Annotated in this window: 10 protein-coding genes and 1 pseudogene; 8 read left to right on the forward strand and 3 right to left on the reverse strand. The window is 75.5% G+C overall.

The annotated features are described in order from the left end of the window. The first annotated feature begins 2 nt into the window (after positions 1-2). From AB0J08_RS21985 to AB0J08_RS21995, 3 genes are all read left to right on the forward strand, one after another. Positions 3-2942, forward strand: a complete 2940-nt coding sequence (locus tag AB0J08_RS21985) for a tetratricopeptide repeat protein (RefSeq protein WP_360636676.1) — start codon at positions 3-5, stop codon at positions 2940-2942. Between the two features lie 244 nt (positions 2943-3186). Continuing rightward, positions 3187-4503: a sensor domain-containing protein gene (locus AB0J08_RS21990; RefSeq protein WP_360636681.1), complete on the forward strand. Its 1317-nt coding sequence runs from the start codon at positions 3187-3189 to the stop codon at positions 4501-4503. Further along, on the forward strand, positions 4491-5147 hold the full coding sequence (locus AB0J08_RS21995) for a response regulator transcription factor (RefSeq protein WP_360636684.1): 657 nt from the start codon (positions 4491-4493) through the stop codon (positions 5145-5147). The genes AB0J08_RS21990 and AB0J08_RS21995 overlap by 13 nt, the downstream gene beginning before the upstream one ends. A 34-nt stretch (positions 5148-5181) precedes the next feature. Here AB0J08_RS21995 and AB0J08_RS22000 read toward each other — a convergent pair. After that, positions 5182-6422 (reverse strand): annotated as a pseudogene (locus AB0J08_RS22000) (transposase). A 104-nt stretch (positions 6423-6526) separates the two neighbouring features. Between AB0J08_RS22000 and tnpA the strand changes: the two are divergent. Next, entirely contained in the window at positions 6527-6955 is a 429-nt protein-coding gene (gene tnpA / locus AB0J08_RS22005; RefSeq protein ID WP_360636687.1) for an IS200/IS605 family transposase, read from the forward strand. 96 nt (positions 6956-7051) lie between these two features. Here tnpA and AB0J08_RS22010 read toward each other — a convergent pair whose 3' ends face one another. After that, positions 7052-8278 (reverse strand): glycosyltransferase family 4 protein, encoded by a 1227-nt coding sequence (locus AB0J08_RS22010; protein ID WP_360636690.1) that lies wholly within the window; start codon positions 8276-8278, stop codon positions 7052-7054. Then, complete coding sequence (locus tag AB0J08_RS22015) at positions 8263-9621, reverse strand: hypothetical protein (RefSeq protein ID WP_360636693.1); 1359 nt, start codon at positions 9619-9621, stop codon at positions 8263-8265. Before AB0J08_RS22015 ends, AB0J08_RS22010 begins: the two co-directional genes overlap by 16 nt. 313 nt (positions 9622-9934) lie before the next feature. On the opposite strand from AB0J08_RS22015, the gene AB0J08_RS22020 reads away from it, so the two are divergent. The 4 genes from AB0J08_RS22020 to AB0J08_RS22035 all read left to right on the forward strand — a co-directional run bounded on the left by AB0J08_RS22020 (position 9935) and on the right by AB0J08_RS22035 (position 15715). Continuing rightward, positions 9935-10729: an ABC transporter ATP-binding protein gene (locus AB0J08_RS22020; protein ID WP_360636696.1), complete on the forward strand. Its 795-nt coding sequence runs from the start codon at positions 9935-9937 to the stop codon at positions 10727-10729. Then, positions 10726-13284 (forward strand): FtsX-like permease family protein, encoded by a 2559-nt coding sequence (locus AB0J08_RS22025; protein ID WP_360636699.1) that lies wholly within the window; start codon positions 10726-10728, stop codon positions 13282-13284. The genes AB0J08_RS22020 and AB0J08_RS22025 overlap by 4 nt, the downstream gene beginning before the upstream one ends. A gap of 317 nt (positions 13285-13601) precedes the next feature. Continuing rightward, positions 13602-14084, forward strand: a complete 483-nt coding sequence (locus tag AB0J08_RS22030) for a hypothetical protein (RefSeq protein WP_360636702.1) — start codon at positions 13602-13604, stop codon at positions 14082-14084. Continuing rightward, positions 14081-15715 (forward strand): multicopper oxidase domain-containing protein, encoded by a 1635-nt coding sequence (locus AB0J08_RS22035; RefSeq protein WP_360636705.1) that lies wholly within the window; start codon positions 14081-14083, stop codon positions 15713-15715. The genes AB0J08_RS22030 and AB0J08_RS22035 overlap by 4 nt, the downstream gene beginning before the upstream one ends. The last annotated feature ends 187 nt before the right edge of the window (positions 15716-15902 follow it).

The raw sequence follows: 15902 nt of genomic DNA on the forward strand, positions 1-15902 counted from the left end.
CCGTGGACGTGCTGGACACCGTCGACGCGGTGATGGCCGCGCTGCGCGAGAACGACGCCCGCCCGTACGGCCGGCAGCGGACCGTGACCGCCGAGGAGCTCGTCGACGCCGCCGAGCAGTTCGATGACACCGGGGTCCGTGCGACGGCTCTGCTGGAGTTGATGGAGGCCTACGAGTACGACGGCGAGCGGAGCAAGGCCCCGGTGGTCTTCGCCCGGGTGCTGAAGCTCTGGGACACCGACCGGGACGGCTTCGGCGAGTGGGCCGGCCAGCAGGTGTTCTGGCGGTTCAAGTGGGTGGCCACCGCGCTGCTCGGCACGCCCGACGTCCCGCTGGAGGCCGTGCGCCGCTGGCACACCGAGATGCACGACCGCTACCGCGCCGCCGGCCACGGCCTGCAGCCGTACTACGCGCAGCGGTACCACCTGGCCGCGCACACCGGGGTCGACACCGAGAACGCCTTCGAGCTGTGGGCGGCCCGCCCGCGCAGCGAGCTGAGCGACTGCCGGGCCTGTGAGATACGGGCCCAGGCCGGCCACCACGTGCGGTCCGGGGACGACCGGCGGGCGCTGGAGGCCTGGCGGCCGGTCTTCGAGGGCGAGAGCACCTGCGCCGAGGAGCCCTACCTCAGCCACGCCCACGCGCTGCTGCCGCTGCTGCGCGAGGGCCGGTCGGACGAGGCGCGCTCCAGCCACCTGGTCGGCTACCGCTTCGCCCGCGGCAAGTCCGGGATGGCCCGGGCCGTCGGCCTGCACATCGAGTTCTGCGCGCTCTCCGGGAACGAGCCGCGCGGTCTGGAGATCCTCGCCGAGAACCGCGACCTGTTCGCCGTCACCGGGGACCCGATCGGCCGGCTCGACTTCCTGACCGGCGTCGAGGTGCTGATCGCCGCGCTGGCCCGCGGCGGCCACGGCGGGCTCGCCGTCAGCGGCCCGCCCGGTACGGCCTGGACGGTGGACTCGCTCCTCGCCCACCTGCGCACCGAGGCGGACGCGCTGGCCGCCCGCTTCGACGCCCGCAACGGCACCGACGCGGTGAGCGCGCGCCGCCGGGCCCGGCTGGACCGCCGCCCGCTGCTCGCCGAGCCGCTCGCGCTCGGGGTGCGGGCCGTGGCCGCGCCGGAGCTCGCGGCCGCGCCGGCCACCCCGCCGGTGGCGCTGCGCGCGGCCGAGCCGGAGCCGGCGGACTTCGCCGCCCTGGTCGTCCGGGCCCGCGAGCTGGACCTGCTGGGTCACCCCGACGCGGACCGCCTCTGGCAGCGCGTCGCCGAGCGCTTCACCGCCGAGGGCTACGTCCACGCCGAGGGGACGGCGGCCGGCACCGCCGGGCGGCTGCGGGCCGAACTCGCCGAGCAACGCGCCCATCTGGCTCTCGACCGGGACGACTGGTCGGGTGGCCGGGCCGCGCTGTTGGAGGCCGGCGAACTGTTCGAGCAGGAGGGGCTGGCCGGGCAGGCCCTGGTGGTGCGCACCCGCGCCCTGGTGGTCGAGCTCGGTGACGTCGAGGATGCGAGGTCGGACTGGCCGGCCCTGGACGCGGCGCTGGCCGAGGCCGACGCGCTGCTCGCCGCCGGGGCGGCCGGCGGCGAGCCGGCTCTCGCGACCGACGACTACCTGGTCGTCCTGCAGTGCCGGGCCTTCGCGGCCCACCACGACCTGATCCGGGCGCTGCCCGAGCCCCCGGCCGACACGGCCGAGCGCTTCGAGAGCGCCGTCACCGCCTACCGCCGGGAGAGCTCCGAGCGTGGCTCGCTCCGCCGCTCGGCCACCGCCCGCCAGTACGCCGCCGACGTGGCGGCCCGGCAGGGGCGCATGGCCGAGGCGGTGGCCGAACTACGCGGATCACTGGAGCAGTTGGACTCAGCGGAGCTGCCCTGGCACACGCCGCGGGTGCTCGGTCTGCTCGGCCAGGTGCTGTTGCAGAGCGGCGAGCAGGCCGAAGCCGTCGAGGTCTTCCACCGGGCGCTCGCCGAGGCCACCCGCTGGGCGGACGACGCGTACCCGTTCGGGGCGACGTACATGATGCTCGGTCACGCCTGCGCCCACCTCGGGGACAACGGCGCGGCCGTCCGGGCGCTCTCCCAGGCCGCCGCACGGTTCGACCGGAAGGGGCCGGCGGGCGCCGAGGAGGCCGCCCAGGTCCGGCTCCAGCTCGCCGACCTGCTGCGGGACGCCGGCCGGGCGGCCGACGCGGTCGCCGTCCTGGAGTCGGTGCTGCTCGACCCGGCCGCACCCGACCTGGACGTGCGGATGCTCGCCCAGGCCCGGCTGGACCTCGCGCGCGGACTGTTCGCGCTGGAGGAGTTCCGCGACTCGGCGGAGGAGTACCTGCGGCTGGCGGACGAGGTGGCCGGCTGGGAGGAGCGGCACACCCACACCGTGGTCGCCGGCGAGGCCGTCCTCGCGCTGGCCGAGGCGGGCCGCTGGGAGGCCGCCCACGCGGCCCGCGAGCGGGCGCTCGCCTCCCACGCCGAGGCGCCCCGGCCGGACCAGATCGCGGGCATGCTCCGGGAGTTCGCCCGGCTCACCATGCACGAGCAGGGCCCGGACGGCCTGGACTCGGCGCTGGAGCGGCTGGCCGAGGCGGACGCCGTCCGCGAGGCCGCCGAGCGCGGCGGCCAGCCGCACACCCCGTGGTACCTGCGCGGCGCCGCCCACTACGAGCGGGCCCGGGTGTACGCGGTGGCCGGGCGGTACGAGACGGCGCTGGCCGAGGCCGAGCTGGCGATCACCGCCTACCAGGCGGGCGGTGAGCCGGCCGAGACGCCGCGCGCCGAGGCCGTCCGGCTGGCCGGGCTGATCGAGGGCACCGACCTCGGCCGGACGGAGGCGGCCTGCGCCCGCCTCGCCGCCGCCGCCGAGCGCTGTCGGGGCTTCGGACTGCACGAGGCGGCCGCCGTCCTGGCCGGTCTGCGCGAGCGGATCGGGCAGCAGGAGCGGTGACGGGAGGCCCGCCGCCGCACGTGCGGCGGCGGGCCCGCCCCGGGGGGCGTGAGCCTCGACGGCGTCACACGGCGGAGCCGACGCCGTGCACCCGCCCGCCGCCCCCGGGCCGTGGACGGCTCGTCAGGCCGGTGACCGGGTGGCTCCTTGAGCGGGGAGCAGATGCGGACGGGCAGGTCAGGGCAGGTCAGGGCGGGTCAGGGCGGGTCAGGGCGGGTCAGGGCGGGTCGGTTAGGGTGGCCGGGTGGGCGAGGACCGGGGGGTGGCGCAGGAGCGGCAGGCAGTGGCGGTCTGGAACGCCCTGCGGGCGCACCCGCTGCGGTTCCCGTTCACCTCGGCCCCGTGGCGCTGCTGGGGGTACCTGCTCGGCGGCGCCGTCCTCGGGCCGCTGCTGCTGGCCGTGCTCGCCGTCCTGCTGCTGGTCGGCCTCGGCCTGTCCGTCGTCGTGGTCGGTCTGCCGGTCCTGCTGGGCGTCGCCCTCGCCGGCATCCCGGTCGGTGCGCTGGAACGCCGCCGGGTGCGGCTGGTCGAGCCGGTGCCCGTTCCCGATCCGCACCGCCCGCTGCCCGGGGTCGGCCGCCGGGCGCGGCTGCGCACCAGGCTGCGGGAGCGCGCGACCTGGCGCGAACTCGGTTACGCCGCCCTGTTCGCCCTGGTGCTGAGCGCGGTCGATCTCACCTTCACCGCCCTGCTGGCGTTCTGCGGGGCGTTGGTCGTCAGCCCGCTGGTGGTCTGGGCGCTGGCCCCCGAGACCGTGATGCTGATCCCCGGTCGGGCGGTCTCCGGCCCCGTCGCGGCCCTCCCCGCGACCGCCGTCGGGCTGGCCGGCCTGCTGCTCTGCGCGTACGCGGGCGCGCTGCTGACCACCGCCCGGGTCCGGCTCGTCCGGGTCCTGCTCGGGCCGCGGCCCGAGGGCCTCGGCCGGCAGGTCCTCGAACTCACCCGCTCCCGGGCCCGCCTGGTCGACGCCTTCGAGGCCGAGCGCCGGCGGATCGAACGCGATCTGCACGACGGCGCCCAGCAGCAACTCGTCGCGCTCAGCATGACCCTCGGGCTCGCCGCCTACGAGCTGCGCGGGCGCGACGGCGACGACCCGGCCGTGGAGCTGGTCGACCGGGCGCGCGGCGAGGCCCGCCGGGCGCTCGAACAGCTGCGCGACCTCGTCCGGGGCATCCACCCGCAGGTGCTGACCGACCACGGGCTGGCCGCCGCCGTCGCCGAGGTCGCGCTGTGCCACCCGATCCCGGTCGAGGTCGACATCGACCTGCCGCAGCGGCTGCCCGCACCGGTCGAGACGACGGCGTACTTCACCGTCACCGAGGCGCTGACCAACGCCGCCAAGCACAGCGGCGCCACCGTGATCACGGTCCTCGGCCGGATCACGGACGGCCGCCTGGTGCTCCAGGTGACGGACGACGGCCGCGGCGGGGCCGACCCGGCCGCCGGGGCCGGCCTGCAGGGGCTCGCGGACCGGATCGCGATTCTGAGAGGAAGGCTGATGGTGACCAGTCCGATCGGCGGGCCGACCAGGCTCCGGGTGGAGGTGCCGTGCTCCGGGTAGTCATCGCCGAGGACGCCGTGCTGCTCCGGGCCGGGCTGGTCGAGCTGCTCACCCGGGGCGGCCACCGCGTGGTCGCCGCCGTCGGCGACGGTGACGCACTGGGCGCCGCCGTGGACGCGGACCGGCCCGACATCGTGGTCACCGACGTCCGGATGCCGCCGGGCTTCCACGACGAGGGCCTGCGGGCCGCCCTGGAGCTGCGCGAACGCCACCCGGGCCTGCCGGTCCTGGTGCTCTCCCAGTACGTGGCCACCCCGTATGCCACCCGGCTGCTCGGTGCGGCGGGCGCGCAGCCGGCCGGGCTCGGCTACCTGCTGAAGGACCGGGTCGGCGAGGTGGCGGACTTCCTGGACGCACTGGCCCGGGTGGCGGCGGGTCAGACCGTGATCGATCCGGAGGTGGTCCGGGTCCTGCTCCGCCAGCAGGCGGCGGACCGGCCGTTGGCCCGGCTGACCCCGCGCGAGCGGGAGGTGCTGGCGTTGATGGCGGAGGGGTTGAACAACCAGGCCGTCGCCGGGCGGCTGAGCATCACCGAGGCCTCGGTGGTCAAGCACTGCGGCAACATCTTCATGAAACTGGACCTCGACCCGGCCGAGGGCAACCGCCGGGTGCTCGCGGTGCTGGCTCACCTGCGGGGAGATTGAAGTGCTCTCCCGGCTGAAGCCGGGAGATTCCTACTTACCTTGCGGCAGTGGGCTTGACGCGCTTGGCGCGCCTGACGACTGCCCTTCCGGCAGCCGGGATGAGCGCGTGGCCCATCCGGTACAGGTGCAGGATGTTCCGGGCGGCGTTCAGGTCGGCGTTGCCCGACCATCCGCATCCGGTGTTCTTGCAGACGAACGTGGCCTGGTTCTCCCGGCTGCCGGGGGTGATGAAGCCGCACGCGGAGCAGCGCAGGGAGGTGTTCGGGGCCGGGACCTTGTGGAGGGTGCCGCCGTTTCGGGCGGTTTTGTACGTCAGCATCGTGATGGTTCGGCCCCATGCCTCTTGGAGGTTGGCGCGGTTCAGGCCGGACTTCTGTGCGACGTTGGTTCCCGGTTCTTCGGTGGTGCCCTTGGCGGATTTGACCATGTTCGTGATGTGCAGGTCCTCCACCACGATCGTCCCGTACTGGCGGGCGAGGGCGGTGGTGGTCTGGTGCTGCCAGTCGTTGGCCCGGCGCGTGGCTCTTGCGCGGAGCTGTTTGATCTGGTCGTAGGTGTGGTGCAGGCGGCGGGAGGTCTTCTCGCCGGGCTTTCGGTGGGTCTTGCGGTGGGCGGCGCGCTGCTCCAGACGGAGCAGTTTGGCTTTCTCGTCGGGGTTCAGCCACTTGTCGCGGTCCGAGATCCCGTCGGGGAGCTTGTTGGGGCGGCCGTGGTCCTGGTGGTTGCCGTCGGACAGGGCCATGGGCAGGACCACGCCCACGTCGATGCCGGCTTCCGGTCCGTGGTGGGGCTCGGGGGTCGCTTCGAGGGTCTGGACACGGAAGGCGATGTGCCAGCCGAGGGCGTCCTTGGTCAGGCGCGCGCCGGTGATCCGGTTGTCGGTGTTCGCGTGCTTGCTGACGGGGAGGTCCTTGGTCCACCGGAACCGGACGCGGCCGATCTTGGGGATGTTGGCCATGCCCCAGCGGCGGTGCACGCGGACGATGTTCAGGTCACGGCCCTGTGGGATGTCCACGGACATGACGGATCGGATGCGGGCCTTGAGTTCGGCTCGTCGGCCCGAGCGTCCCAGCAGTTCCTCCACGCCTGGATGTACGTTTTGAGGACCGCCTGCGCGGCCTGTGCCGGGAGAACGCCCAGCCAGTCGATCTCCTTGCGGGCCTGCCGGATCGCCGCATCGGCGGCGGCCAGTGACCGGCGCTCCTTCGAGAGCATCGTCCACCAGTCGTGCAGCAGGTTCCACACGGTGCGAGCCGCGTGGGCCTGATCGTCGATGAGCCGGATCTGTGCGGGCGCCAGCGCCAGTCGGGCACGATGCCCGAACTGCCGCTTCTCGTAGGCGGATTGCTCGCTCACGTGATCACTCCATCATTCGGCTTATGTCACCACGATGGAACCCTAATCCCGACGTACGCACGGGACGCCACGTCGTCCACAACCTGCACGTCCACTTGGTTTTCGTCACCAAGTACCGGCGAAACGCGTTCACCAACCCGATGCTGACTCGCTGCGAGGAGATCATGCGGGAGGTCTGCCAGGACTTTGAGGCCGAGCTGAAGCAGTTCAACGGCGAGGAGGACCACGTCCACCTGTTGGTGCACTATCCGCCGAAGGTGCAGCTCTCCAAGCTGGTCAACAGCCTCAAGGGCGTCAGCTCCCGCTACCTGCGCCAGGAGTACAGCACCCACGTTCGCCGATACCTGTGGGGCGGACACTTCTGGTCCGGCTCCTACTTCGCCGGAAGCTGCGCAGGCGCACCCCTGACCGCCGTCCGCCAGTACATCGAGAACCAGCAACGCCCCGCCTGACCGTCACCACGGAGGCGCAGAGTACTCCGGCGCTCTGCGCCTCCGGGCCAAGGATGGCCTTCACCCCCGGCGTAAACGCCGGAGCACTGGCCAAGATCAGAGGTAGACCTCCGGGGCGCCCGCGGCCTCGGTGTCCGCTCCCACGGCCTCGGCGCGCACCCGCTCGGGGTCGAGCAGCTCCGCGAGGCGGCGGGCGGAGGCCTCCCAGGACCACTCCTCCCGGACCCAGCGGCGCCCCGCCGCCCCCATCCGGGCGCGGTCGGCCGCCGGGGCGCCGAGGACGCGCACGACCGCCGCCGCGACGGCGGCCGGGCTGCGGCCGTCGACGACCGCGCCGGTGACCCCGTCGAGGACGGCGTCGGGCGCGCCGCCGGAGCGGCCCGCGACCACCGGCAGCCCGGCGGCCGCGGCCTCCAGGAAGACGATGCCCAGGCCCTCCGCCTCCAGACCGGCCCGCCGGGTGCGGCACGGCATGGCGAAGACGTCCGCCGCCGCGTAGTACGCGGGGGTCGCCGCGTGCTCCCGGCCGCCGGTGAAGACCACCGAGCCGGGCTCGGTGTGCCGCCGGGCGAGCGCGCGCAGCCGCCGTTCGTCCGGGCCCCGGCCGACCAGCACCAGGACGGCCCCGGGCGTGGTCCGGCGGATCAGCGGGAGGGCCCGGATCAGGGCGTCCTGGCCCTTGCGGGGGACGAGCCGGGCCACGCAGAGGATCACCGGGCCGGTGGTCGCCCCCGCCTCGTCCGTCGCGGTCGTCCCGTGCGTCGCGTGCGTCGCGGTCGTTCCGTCCGCCGTGGCCGGGCGGAACCGGTCCGTGTCCACGCCCGGGACGAGCCGCTCCAGCCGGGCCCGGGGCCCGAGCACGGGGGCTATCCGCGACCGGGTGTACTCGCCGAGGTAGGTGACCACGTCGACGCTGTCACCGATCCGCCGCAGCAGCCGGCGGGCCCCCGGCGTCCGGGCCCACCAGATCTCGTGGCCGTGCGTGGTGGCGACCGTCCGGGCGATCCCGGGCGCCTGCCGCCGCAGCCCGGGCGCCATCGCGGCGAGCGGGGCGGCGGCGCCGAACCAGACCCGGTCGCAGCCGTGCGCACGGGCGATCTCGGCGGCCCGCCGGGTGACCCGGCCGGTGGGCAGCAGCAGCCGGGCGCGGGCGCGGACCACCGGGAAGGGGAGGGTCGCGTCGTGAGCGGCCGCGCCGGGCTCGTCCGAGGTGAGGACGACCACCTCGTCGGCGGGCAGGCGGGTGGCCATGGCGTGGACGAAGGTTTCGATGCCGCCCTGCCGGGGCGGGAAGTCGTTGGTGACGATCAGTGTGCTGGCCATGGGGTCGGTGCAACCTCGGTTCGGGGATCGGTACGTGGGGTGGTGCTGCGGGTGGCGGTACGTGGATCGGTGCGTGGATCGGGGCGTGGATCGGTGCGGGCGTCGGCGCGCGGGCTGGCGCCGGGGCCGGGGTGGGGCCGCAGCCGGGCCCAGAGGGCGAGCACCAGCGGCAGCGCGAGGTAGCCGAACCGGCCGGCCGGTGCGAGCAGGAAGGCCAGGCAGAGGCCGAGCGCCAGCCGGTCGGCGGCACCCACGACATCCCGGGGCGGGCGCAGCGCCAGCGAGGCGGTGACGGCCAGCCCGCCGAGCAGCAGCAGCGCCACGGCGGCGTACCAGCCGGCCGGGCCGAGGTCCGCGAGCAGCCGGCCGGGCAGCGGGCTGCCGGCCGGAGTGGGCAGTGTGCCGCGCCCGGTGGGGAACGCGAACACCTGGTGGAACATCGGGCCGGGCGAGCGCAGTGCCCCCGGCAGGACGAGGACGGCGGTGCCCGCCACCGCGACCGCGGTACCGCGCAGCGCCGCCCGTCGGCCCGCGGTGGCGGCCAGCAGGGCCGCGACGACCGCGACCGCGGGCCAGGCCGTCCACTTGAGCGCGCAGGCCGCGGCGAGCGCCGCCCCGGCGGCGCCGGGGCGGCCCCGGGCGGCCAGGGCGAGGGCCAGGCAGCAGAGGCCGGTCATCGGCAGGTCCACCCCGCTCACACAGAGCGGCAGCGCGACCAGCGGCGAGGCGGTGAGCGCCGCGAGTCCCGTCCGGTGCGGGCGGCGGGCGGCGAGCAGACAGCCCAGGAACACGGCGGCGCACCAGAGCCGGGCGTCGCCGAGCAGCCGGGCCGGCCACTCCCGCGCCCCCAGGACCGCGCGGGGCAGCCCGAACAGCGCCATGCCCGGCAGGTACGGCGTGTACTCGGGCACGGTGCGCGGCTCCGCGAGGTAGGGCGTGCCGTGCCGGAGCAGCAACTCGCCGGACCGCTCGATCACGGCGACCTCGCTCTGCCCCTGACCGGTCAGCACCAGCCAGAGCAGCGGCGCCGCGAGGGCCCCGACGAGCGCCACCGCCACGGACCAGGAGCACGCCCGTCGCCACGGCAGCGTGAGCACGGCGACGGCCGCCGCCAGATAGCCCGTTGCGGCGATCGTGCCCCAACTGCGGTGCGGCCCGAGCCCGGAGACGAGCGGGAACGCCGCCGCCCACCCGGCGGCGAACAGCCAGCCGGCGCACCACGGCGCCCGGCGGTCGAACCACCTTCTTCTGCACGGGAGTTGGCGGTCGCGCGGTCCTTTGCCGCCCTGCCGGTCCTGCCGGTCCTGGTCGCGGTGGCCGCGACGGCCTCGGTGATTCAGCACCCCTTCATTCCAGCCGTGGAGCTGGGCGGGGTCATGACGGCCAGGTCGACACCTGGGGTCGGGTTTCCCCTACCATCGCCGCCCGCGCCCCTCGACCTCCGCTCCCGTCCCCGCGCCGGGTACCCGGGGGACGGCCGGTACGCGCGGGGGCGGCCGGGACCGGGAGCGACGGCGCGCCTGGGGCGGGTCGCAGGAGCGGGGTGGGGATAACCCCCCGGTCCGTCCGCCAGCGGCCTCCATGGTTCGCGGCACTCGCCGTTCCTAGGCTGGAACACGTCGACGACCAGCGACGATCCCCTAAGGAAGGCCCACCATGGCACGCCGTCAGCACGCCCGGACCGAGCCGTACGGGCGCCCCGCCGCCCACGCCGCGATCGAACTGCGGGCGGTCCGGCGCACCTACGGCCGTGGCGGCGAGACCGTACACGCCCTGCGGGGCATCGACCTGTCGCTCGACCGGGGCAGTTTCACCGCGGTCATGGGCCCGTCCGGCTCCGGCAAGAGCACCTTCCTGCAGTGCGCGGCGGGCCTGGACCGCCCGGACTCCGGCGAGGTCCACCTGGGCGGCGAGGAGATCACCCGGCTGAGCGAGAACCGGCTCACCAAGCTGCGCCGCAGCCGGATCGGCTTCATCTTCCAGTCCTTCAACCTGCTGCCCTCACTCACGGTGCAGCAGAACGTGCTGCTCCCGCAGCGCCTCGCCGGTGAGCGCCAGGACCGGTCCCGGGCCAGGGAGTTGCTGGCCCAGGTCGGCCTCGGCGAGCACGGCGGCCGGCGGCCCGGCCAGCTCTCCGGCGGGCAGCAGCAGCGCGTGGCGATCGCCCGCGCACTGATCACCAACCCGGACGTGGTCTTCGCCGACGAGCCGACCGGCGCGCTGGACACCCGCACCGCCCACGAGGTGCTCGGCCTGCTGCGCCGCGCCGTGGACACCATGGGCGCGACCGTGGTCATGGTCACCCACGACCCGGTGGCGGCCTCGTTCTCGGACCGCGCCGTCTTCCTGGCCGACGGCGCGCTCGCCGGCGAGCTGTACCACCCGGACCCGAAGGCCGTCGCCGACCGCATGGTCACGCTGGCGGCGCGCCCGGTCGGAGCGGCGGCATGAGCAACGGACTCGCGCGCGCCTCGGTGCGCTTCAGGCCGGCCTCCTTCGTCGGCACCTTCCTCGCCCTGCTGCTCGGCGCGGCCGTGGTCATGGCCTGCGGCACACTGCTGCAGACCGGCATCACGGCGAGCGTGCCGCCGACCCGGTACGCCGGCACCCCGGTGGTGGTCGCGGCCGACGCGACCGTCAAGATCACCGTCAAGACCGGCGAGGAGGTCGACACCCAGTCGCTGCCCGTCCCCGAGCGGGCCCGGGTCGACGCGGCGCTGGCCGGGCGGATCGCCGCCCAGCCCGGTGTCGCGGCCGCCCGTGCGGACACTGCCTTCCCGATCCCGGCCGGCGGCGCCGCCGGACTGCCCGGGCTGACCGGCCGGGGCATCGCCGCGCTGGGCATCGCCGGGGCGGGCGAGAAGCTGGTCGAGGGCCGCGCGCCCGGCACCGGCGAGGTCGTCCTGGACGTGGACACCGCGCACGCCGCCCACCTCGCGCCCGGCGCCACCGTCGCGCTGACCGCGCCCGGCGGCGCCGGAAGCTACCGGATCTCCGGCCTCGCGGCCACGCCGGGGGCGGCTCCGCGGCAGCCGGCCGCCACCGCCTGGTTCGCCGACCCCGTCGCCGACCGGATCTCCGGTCACCCGGGCCGGGTCGACGCGATCGCCGTGGTCCCCCGAGACGGCGTCGACGCCAAGGCCCTCGCCGCACAGGTCCGGCAGGCCGTCGGCGGCGAGGCCCAGGTGCTCACCGGCAGCGCCCGCGGCGGCGTCGAGCAGCCCGTGCTCGCCGAGAGCCGGACCATGCTCACAGCGCTCGGCGGTTCCTTCGGCGGCATCGCCACGATGACCGCGGTCTTCGTGGTGATGAGCACCGTCGCCCTGGCCACCGGCCAGCGCGCCCGGGAGTTCGCCCTGCTGCGCGCCATCGGCGCCACCCCGCGCCAGATCCGCCGCACCATCGCCACCGAGGCGATGCTGGTGGCGCCCCTGGCCGGTGCCCTCGGGATCCTTCCCGGACTTGCCCTGGCCCGCTGGTGGTTCGGCGAGCTGACGGACCGCGGCGCCGTCCCCGAGGCCCTGTCGCTGGACGTCGGGCCGATCCCGATGCTCGCCGCCGTCGGTACCTGCACGCTGGCCGCGCTGACCGCCGGCTTCTTCGCCTCCCGCCGCCCGTCCCGGTTGCGGCCCAGCCAGGCCCTCGGCGAGTCCGCGGTCGAGGCCGGCCGGCCCGGCGTGGTGCGGACCGCCTTCGGGCTGCTCTTCGCGGCCGGCGGCGTCTCGCTGGCCGCCGTCGCCGCCGGCCTCGACGGCTCGAACGCCGCCAACACCGCGCTCGGCGTGGTGATGTGCTTCCTGATGGCCGTCGCCCTGCTCGGCCCCTGGGTCGCCGGGATCGCCGCCCGGGTGCTCGGTGCCCCGCTGCGGGCCGGCGCCGGCGCCCCCGGCTCGCTGGCCGCCGACAACACCCGGGCCAACGCCCGCCGGCTGGCCTCCGCGATCACGCCGATCGTCATGGTCACCGCCTTCTGCGGCACCCTGCTCTTCATGCAGAGCACCATCACCCACGTCACCGGCGAACAGGTGCGGACCGGCATCACCGCCGACCACGTGGTCGGTTCGGCCGGCCCCGGCCTGCCCGCCGGCAGCGTCCAGCGCGCCGCCGAGGTGCCGGGGGTGGACGCCGCCGTCGGCGTGCTGCGCACCGGCACGCTCTACCGCGACGGCAGCATGCTCGCCACCGCCAACACGTTGGGCGTCAGCGGCGACCCGGCGAAGCTGCCCGCGGTGCTCGACCTCGGGGTGAAGAGCGGTTCGCTCGCCGACCTCGCCCGCTCCGCCGACACCGTCGCCCTGGACGCCGGCCTCGCCGAGGCCCTCGGCGTCGAGGTCGGCGACCGCGCCCCGCTCTGGCTCGGCGACGGCACCCCGGTCAAGCCGACGGTGGTCGCCACCTACGAGCGCGGCCTCGGCCTCGGTCAGGTGCTGCTGCCCCGGGCGGCCGTCGCGGAGCACGTCTCCGTCGGCTACGACAGCCAGGTGCTGGTCGCGGACGCCCCCGGCGCCGACCGGACCGCCGTCGCCGCCGGGCTGACCGGCCTGGCCGGCCCCGGCGCGGCCACCGTCACCGACCGGGCCGGCTTCGTGGCCCAGACCGACAAGGCCCGGGAGATCGGCGCCTGGGCGAATACCGTGATGGCCGGCGTGCTGGGCGGTTTCGCCGCGGTCACCGCCGCCAACACCCTGGCGATGACGGTGCTGGACCGCCGTCGCGAGGTGGCGCTGCTGCGCCTGGCCGGGACGACCCGCCGGCAGGTGCGCGGCATGATGCGCTGGGAGGCGCTGCTGGTCGCCGCGACCGGACTGGCGGTCGGCGCGGTGATCGCCTGGATCACCCTGATGCCGATCACCCGCGGCATCACCGGTTCCGCGCCCTACGTCCCGGCCGGCCTCGCCCTGCCGCTGGCCGCCGGGGCCGTGCTGCTCTGCCTCGGCTCGACCGGCCTGCCGGCCCGCCTGCTGCTCCGGGCCCACCCGGTGGCGGCCGGCGGCGGGCGGCAGTAGCGGGCGGAGGGGGCAGGCCGCCGGGCTGCGGAGGTCCCCTGTCCCCGGTGGGACGGAGGGGAGGTTCGCCGGCTGAACGGGCGGTGCGCGAAGGTGGCGCACCGCCCGTTCGGGTGATCGTCCCCGCTCCGGCGGGCGCAACGGAGTGGTGATCGACTCCAACCCGGTTCGGTGCCGCTGATCGTGATGTCCGATCAGTTACGCTCTCGGCCCCGCCGTCCGGGGCCGAGCCGCCTCCGGAGGCGTTTCCCGTTCCCCCGCCCTCAGGCGCCCTGCACCCGTTCCCGCCTCACGGCCGAGCAGAGAGAAGCCCTCCCATGAGCAGTCCTCCCGTGGCCCCCGCGCCCCGTCGGCCGCTGATCCTGCTGCGGGCGAGCGCCACCGCGCTGGCCGCCCTGGCCCTCCTGCAGACCCTGCTGGCCGGCAGCTACCTCAACGGCCACTACGACTCGCTCGCGCTGCACGGGACCACCGCGACGGCCATGGCCGCCGCGGCGCTCTGCCAGCTCGCGGCCGGGGCGCTGGTCCGCCTAGCCGCCCCGGCCCGGCGCGGACCGCGCCGGCCGCTCGGGCTCTCCGCGCTGCTGACGGCCGGGGTGATCCTGCAGATCGCCGCCGGCTACCAGCGCGCGCTCGGTCTGCACGTGCTGCTCGGCGTGTTGCTGGTCAGCGGCATCCTGTTCGGCCTGGTCGGTGCCTGGCGGCTGCCGCTGCAGGCCCGCGCGGGCACCCCTGCGGTCGGCCCCGACGGCGCCGGCCGACTTCCCCGGTCGGGTGGGGCCGTGGAGGTCGTCCAGTGAACCGCCGCCGGTTCCTCGGGATCGGCGCGGCCGTGGTCGGCACCGGCGCGATGGGGGCCTTCGCCGTCCCCTCGGCCGCGCGGCTGCTGGCCGAGGGCCGTCCCGGCCGGGTGCTGGGCAGCGCCGTGGAGCTGCCCGCGCCGTTCCAGGTGCCGCTCCCACTGCCGCCCGTCCTGCAACCGGTCCGCAGCGACGGCACCACCGACCACTACGAGATCACCCAGCAGATCGCACGGCTGGAGATCCTGCCCGGCCTGCGGACCGAGGCCTGGACGTACGGGGGCAGCTACCCGGGTCCGACCCTGGCCGTGCGCGCCGGCCGGCAGATCGTGGTGCGCCACCGCAACGAGCTGCCGGTGCCCTCGGTGGTCCACCTGCACGGCGGCCACACCCCGGCCGACAGCGACGGCTACCCGATCGACCTGCTCCTGCCGGTCGGGGCCGGCGCGGGGGGCGCGCAGGGGACGGCCGGGACGGCTGGGATGGTCGGGATGGCTGGGATGGTCGGGATGGCTGGGATGGCTGGGATGCCCGGGATGGCTCACCACGCGGACCTGCCCGCCGGCCGGACCACCGACGGCGAGCGCACCTACACCTATCCAGGCCGGCAGCGCGCTGCCACCCTCTGGTACCACGACCACCGGATGGGCTTCACCGGCCCCGCCCTCTGGCGCGGTCTGGCCGGATTCCACCTGGTCCACGACGACGAGGAGGACGCGCTGCCGCTGCCGCGCGGCGAACGCGAGATCCCGCTGATGCTCGCCGACCGCTCCTTCGCCGAGGACGGCTCCTTCGCCTACCCGGCCGTCGACCCCACGCTGGCCGTCCCGGGCGTCACCGACGACTACATGAACGGCGTCCTCGGCGATGTCGTCCTGGTCAACGGCGCCCCCTGGCCCCGGCTCACGGTGGACCGCGCCCGCTACCGGCTGCGCCTGCTGAACAGCTCCAACGCCCGCCTCTACCGCCTCGAACTCGACCCGCAGCCCGCGGGTGGCGACGCGCTGGTACAGATCGGCGGCGACGGCGGCCTGCTGGAGGCCCCGGTGGCGCACGACTCGCTGGAGATCGCCCCGGCCGAGCGCTTCGACCTGGTGGTCGACTTCTCCCGCTTCCCGCCGGGGACGTCCGTCCGCCTGATGAACCGGTTCGGCAGCGACCGGACCACCGAGGTGATGCTGTTCGACGTCTCGTCCCGTACCGTCACCGACGACTCGGCCGTCCCCGAGCGGCTCTGCACCCTCGAACGGCTCGACCCGGCCGCCGCCGTCACCACCCGGACCTTCGGCTTCCGCCGCAGCCGCGACGACGGCTGGACGATCAACAACCAGCCCTACGAGCCGGGCCGTTCGCTGGCCCGCACCGCCCTCGGCAGCACCGAGATCTGGCGTTTCTTCACCGACGTCCACCACCCCGTCCACCTTCACCTGGACCCCTTCCAGGTGCTCTCGCGCAGCGGTGCCGAGCCCGGCCGCTACGACGCCGGCTGGAAGGACACCGTCGACCTGCGGCCGGCGGAGTCGGTGGAGCTCCTGGTCCGCTTCACGGACTACCCGGGGGCGTACATGCTGCACTGCCACAACCTGGAGCACGAGGACATGGCGATGATGGCGGACTTCGTCGTCGAGTAGGGCGCGCGTTCGCGGGCGTCGCCGCGGGGCTCCGGCCGGTGTCGCCTCTTCCGCCCCTTCGCCACCTCCACCCCACTCCTCCCCGAGTTCCGCGCGGTCACCCGAACGGCCGGGCGGTGACCCGAACGGCCGGGCGCCGGCCGGGCGTGCCCACGCCCGGCCGGCGCCTCGACATGCCGGGCCGTCG

Origin of the sequence: Kitasatospora sp. NPDC050463 (assembly GCF_040655255.1) — a bacterium.
GTDB lineage: Bacteria > Actinomycetota > Actinomycetes > Streptomycetales > Streptomycetaceae > Kitasatospora.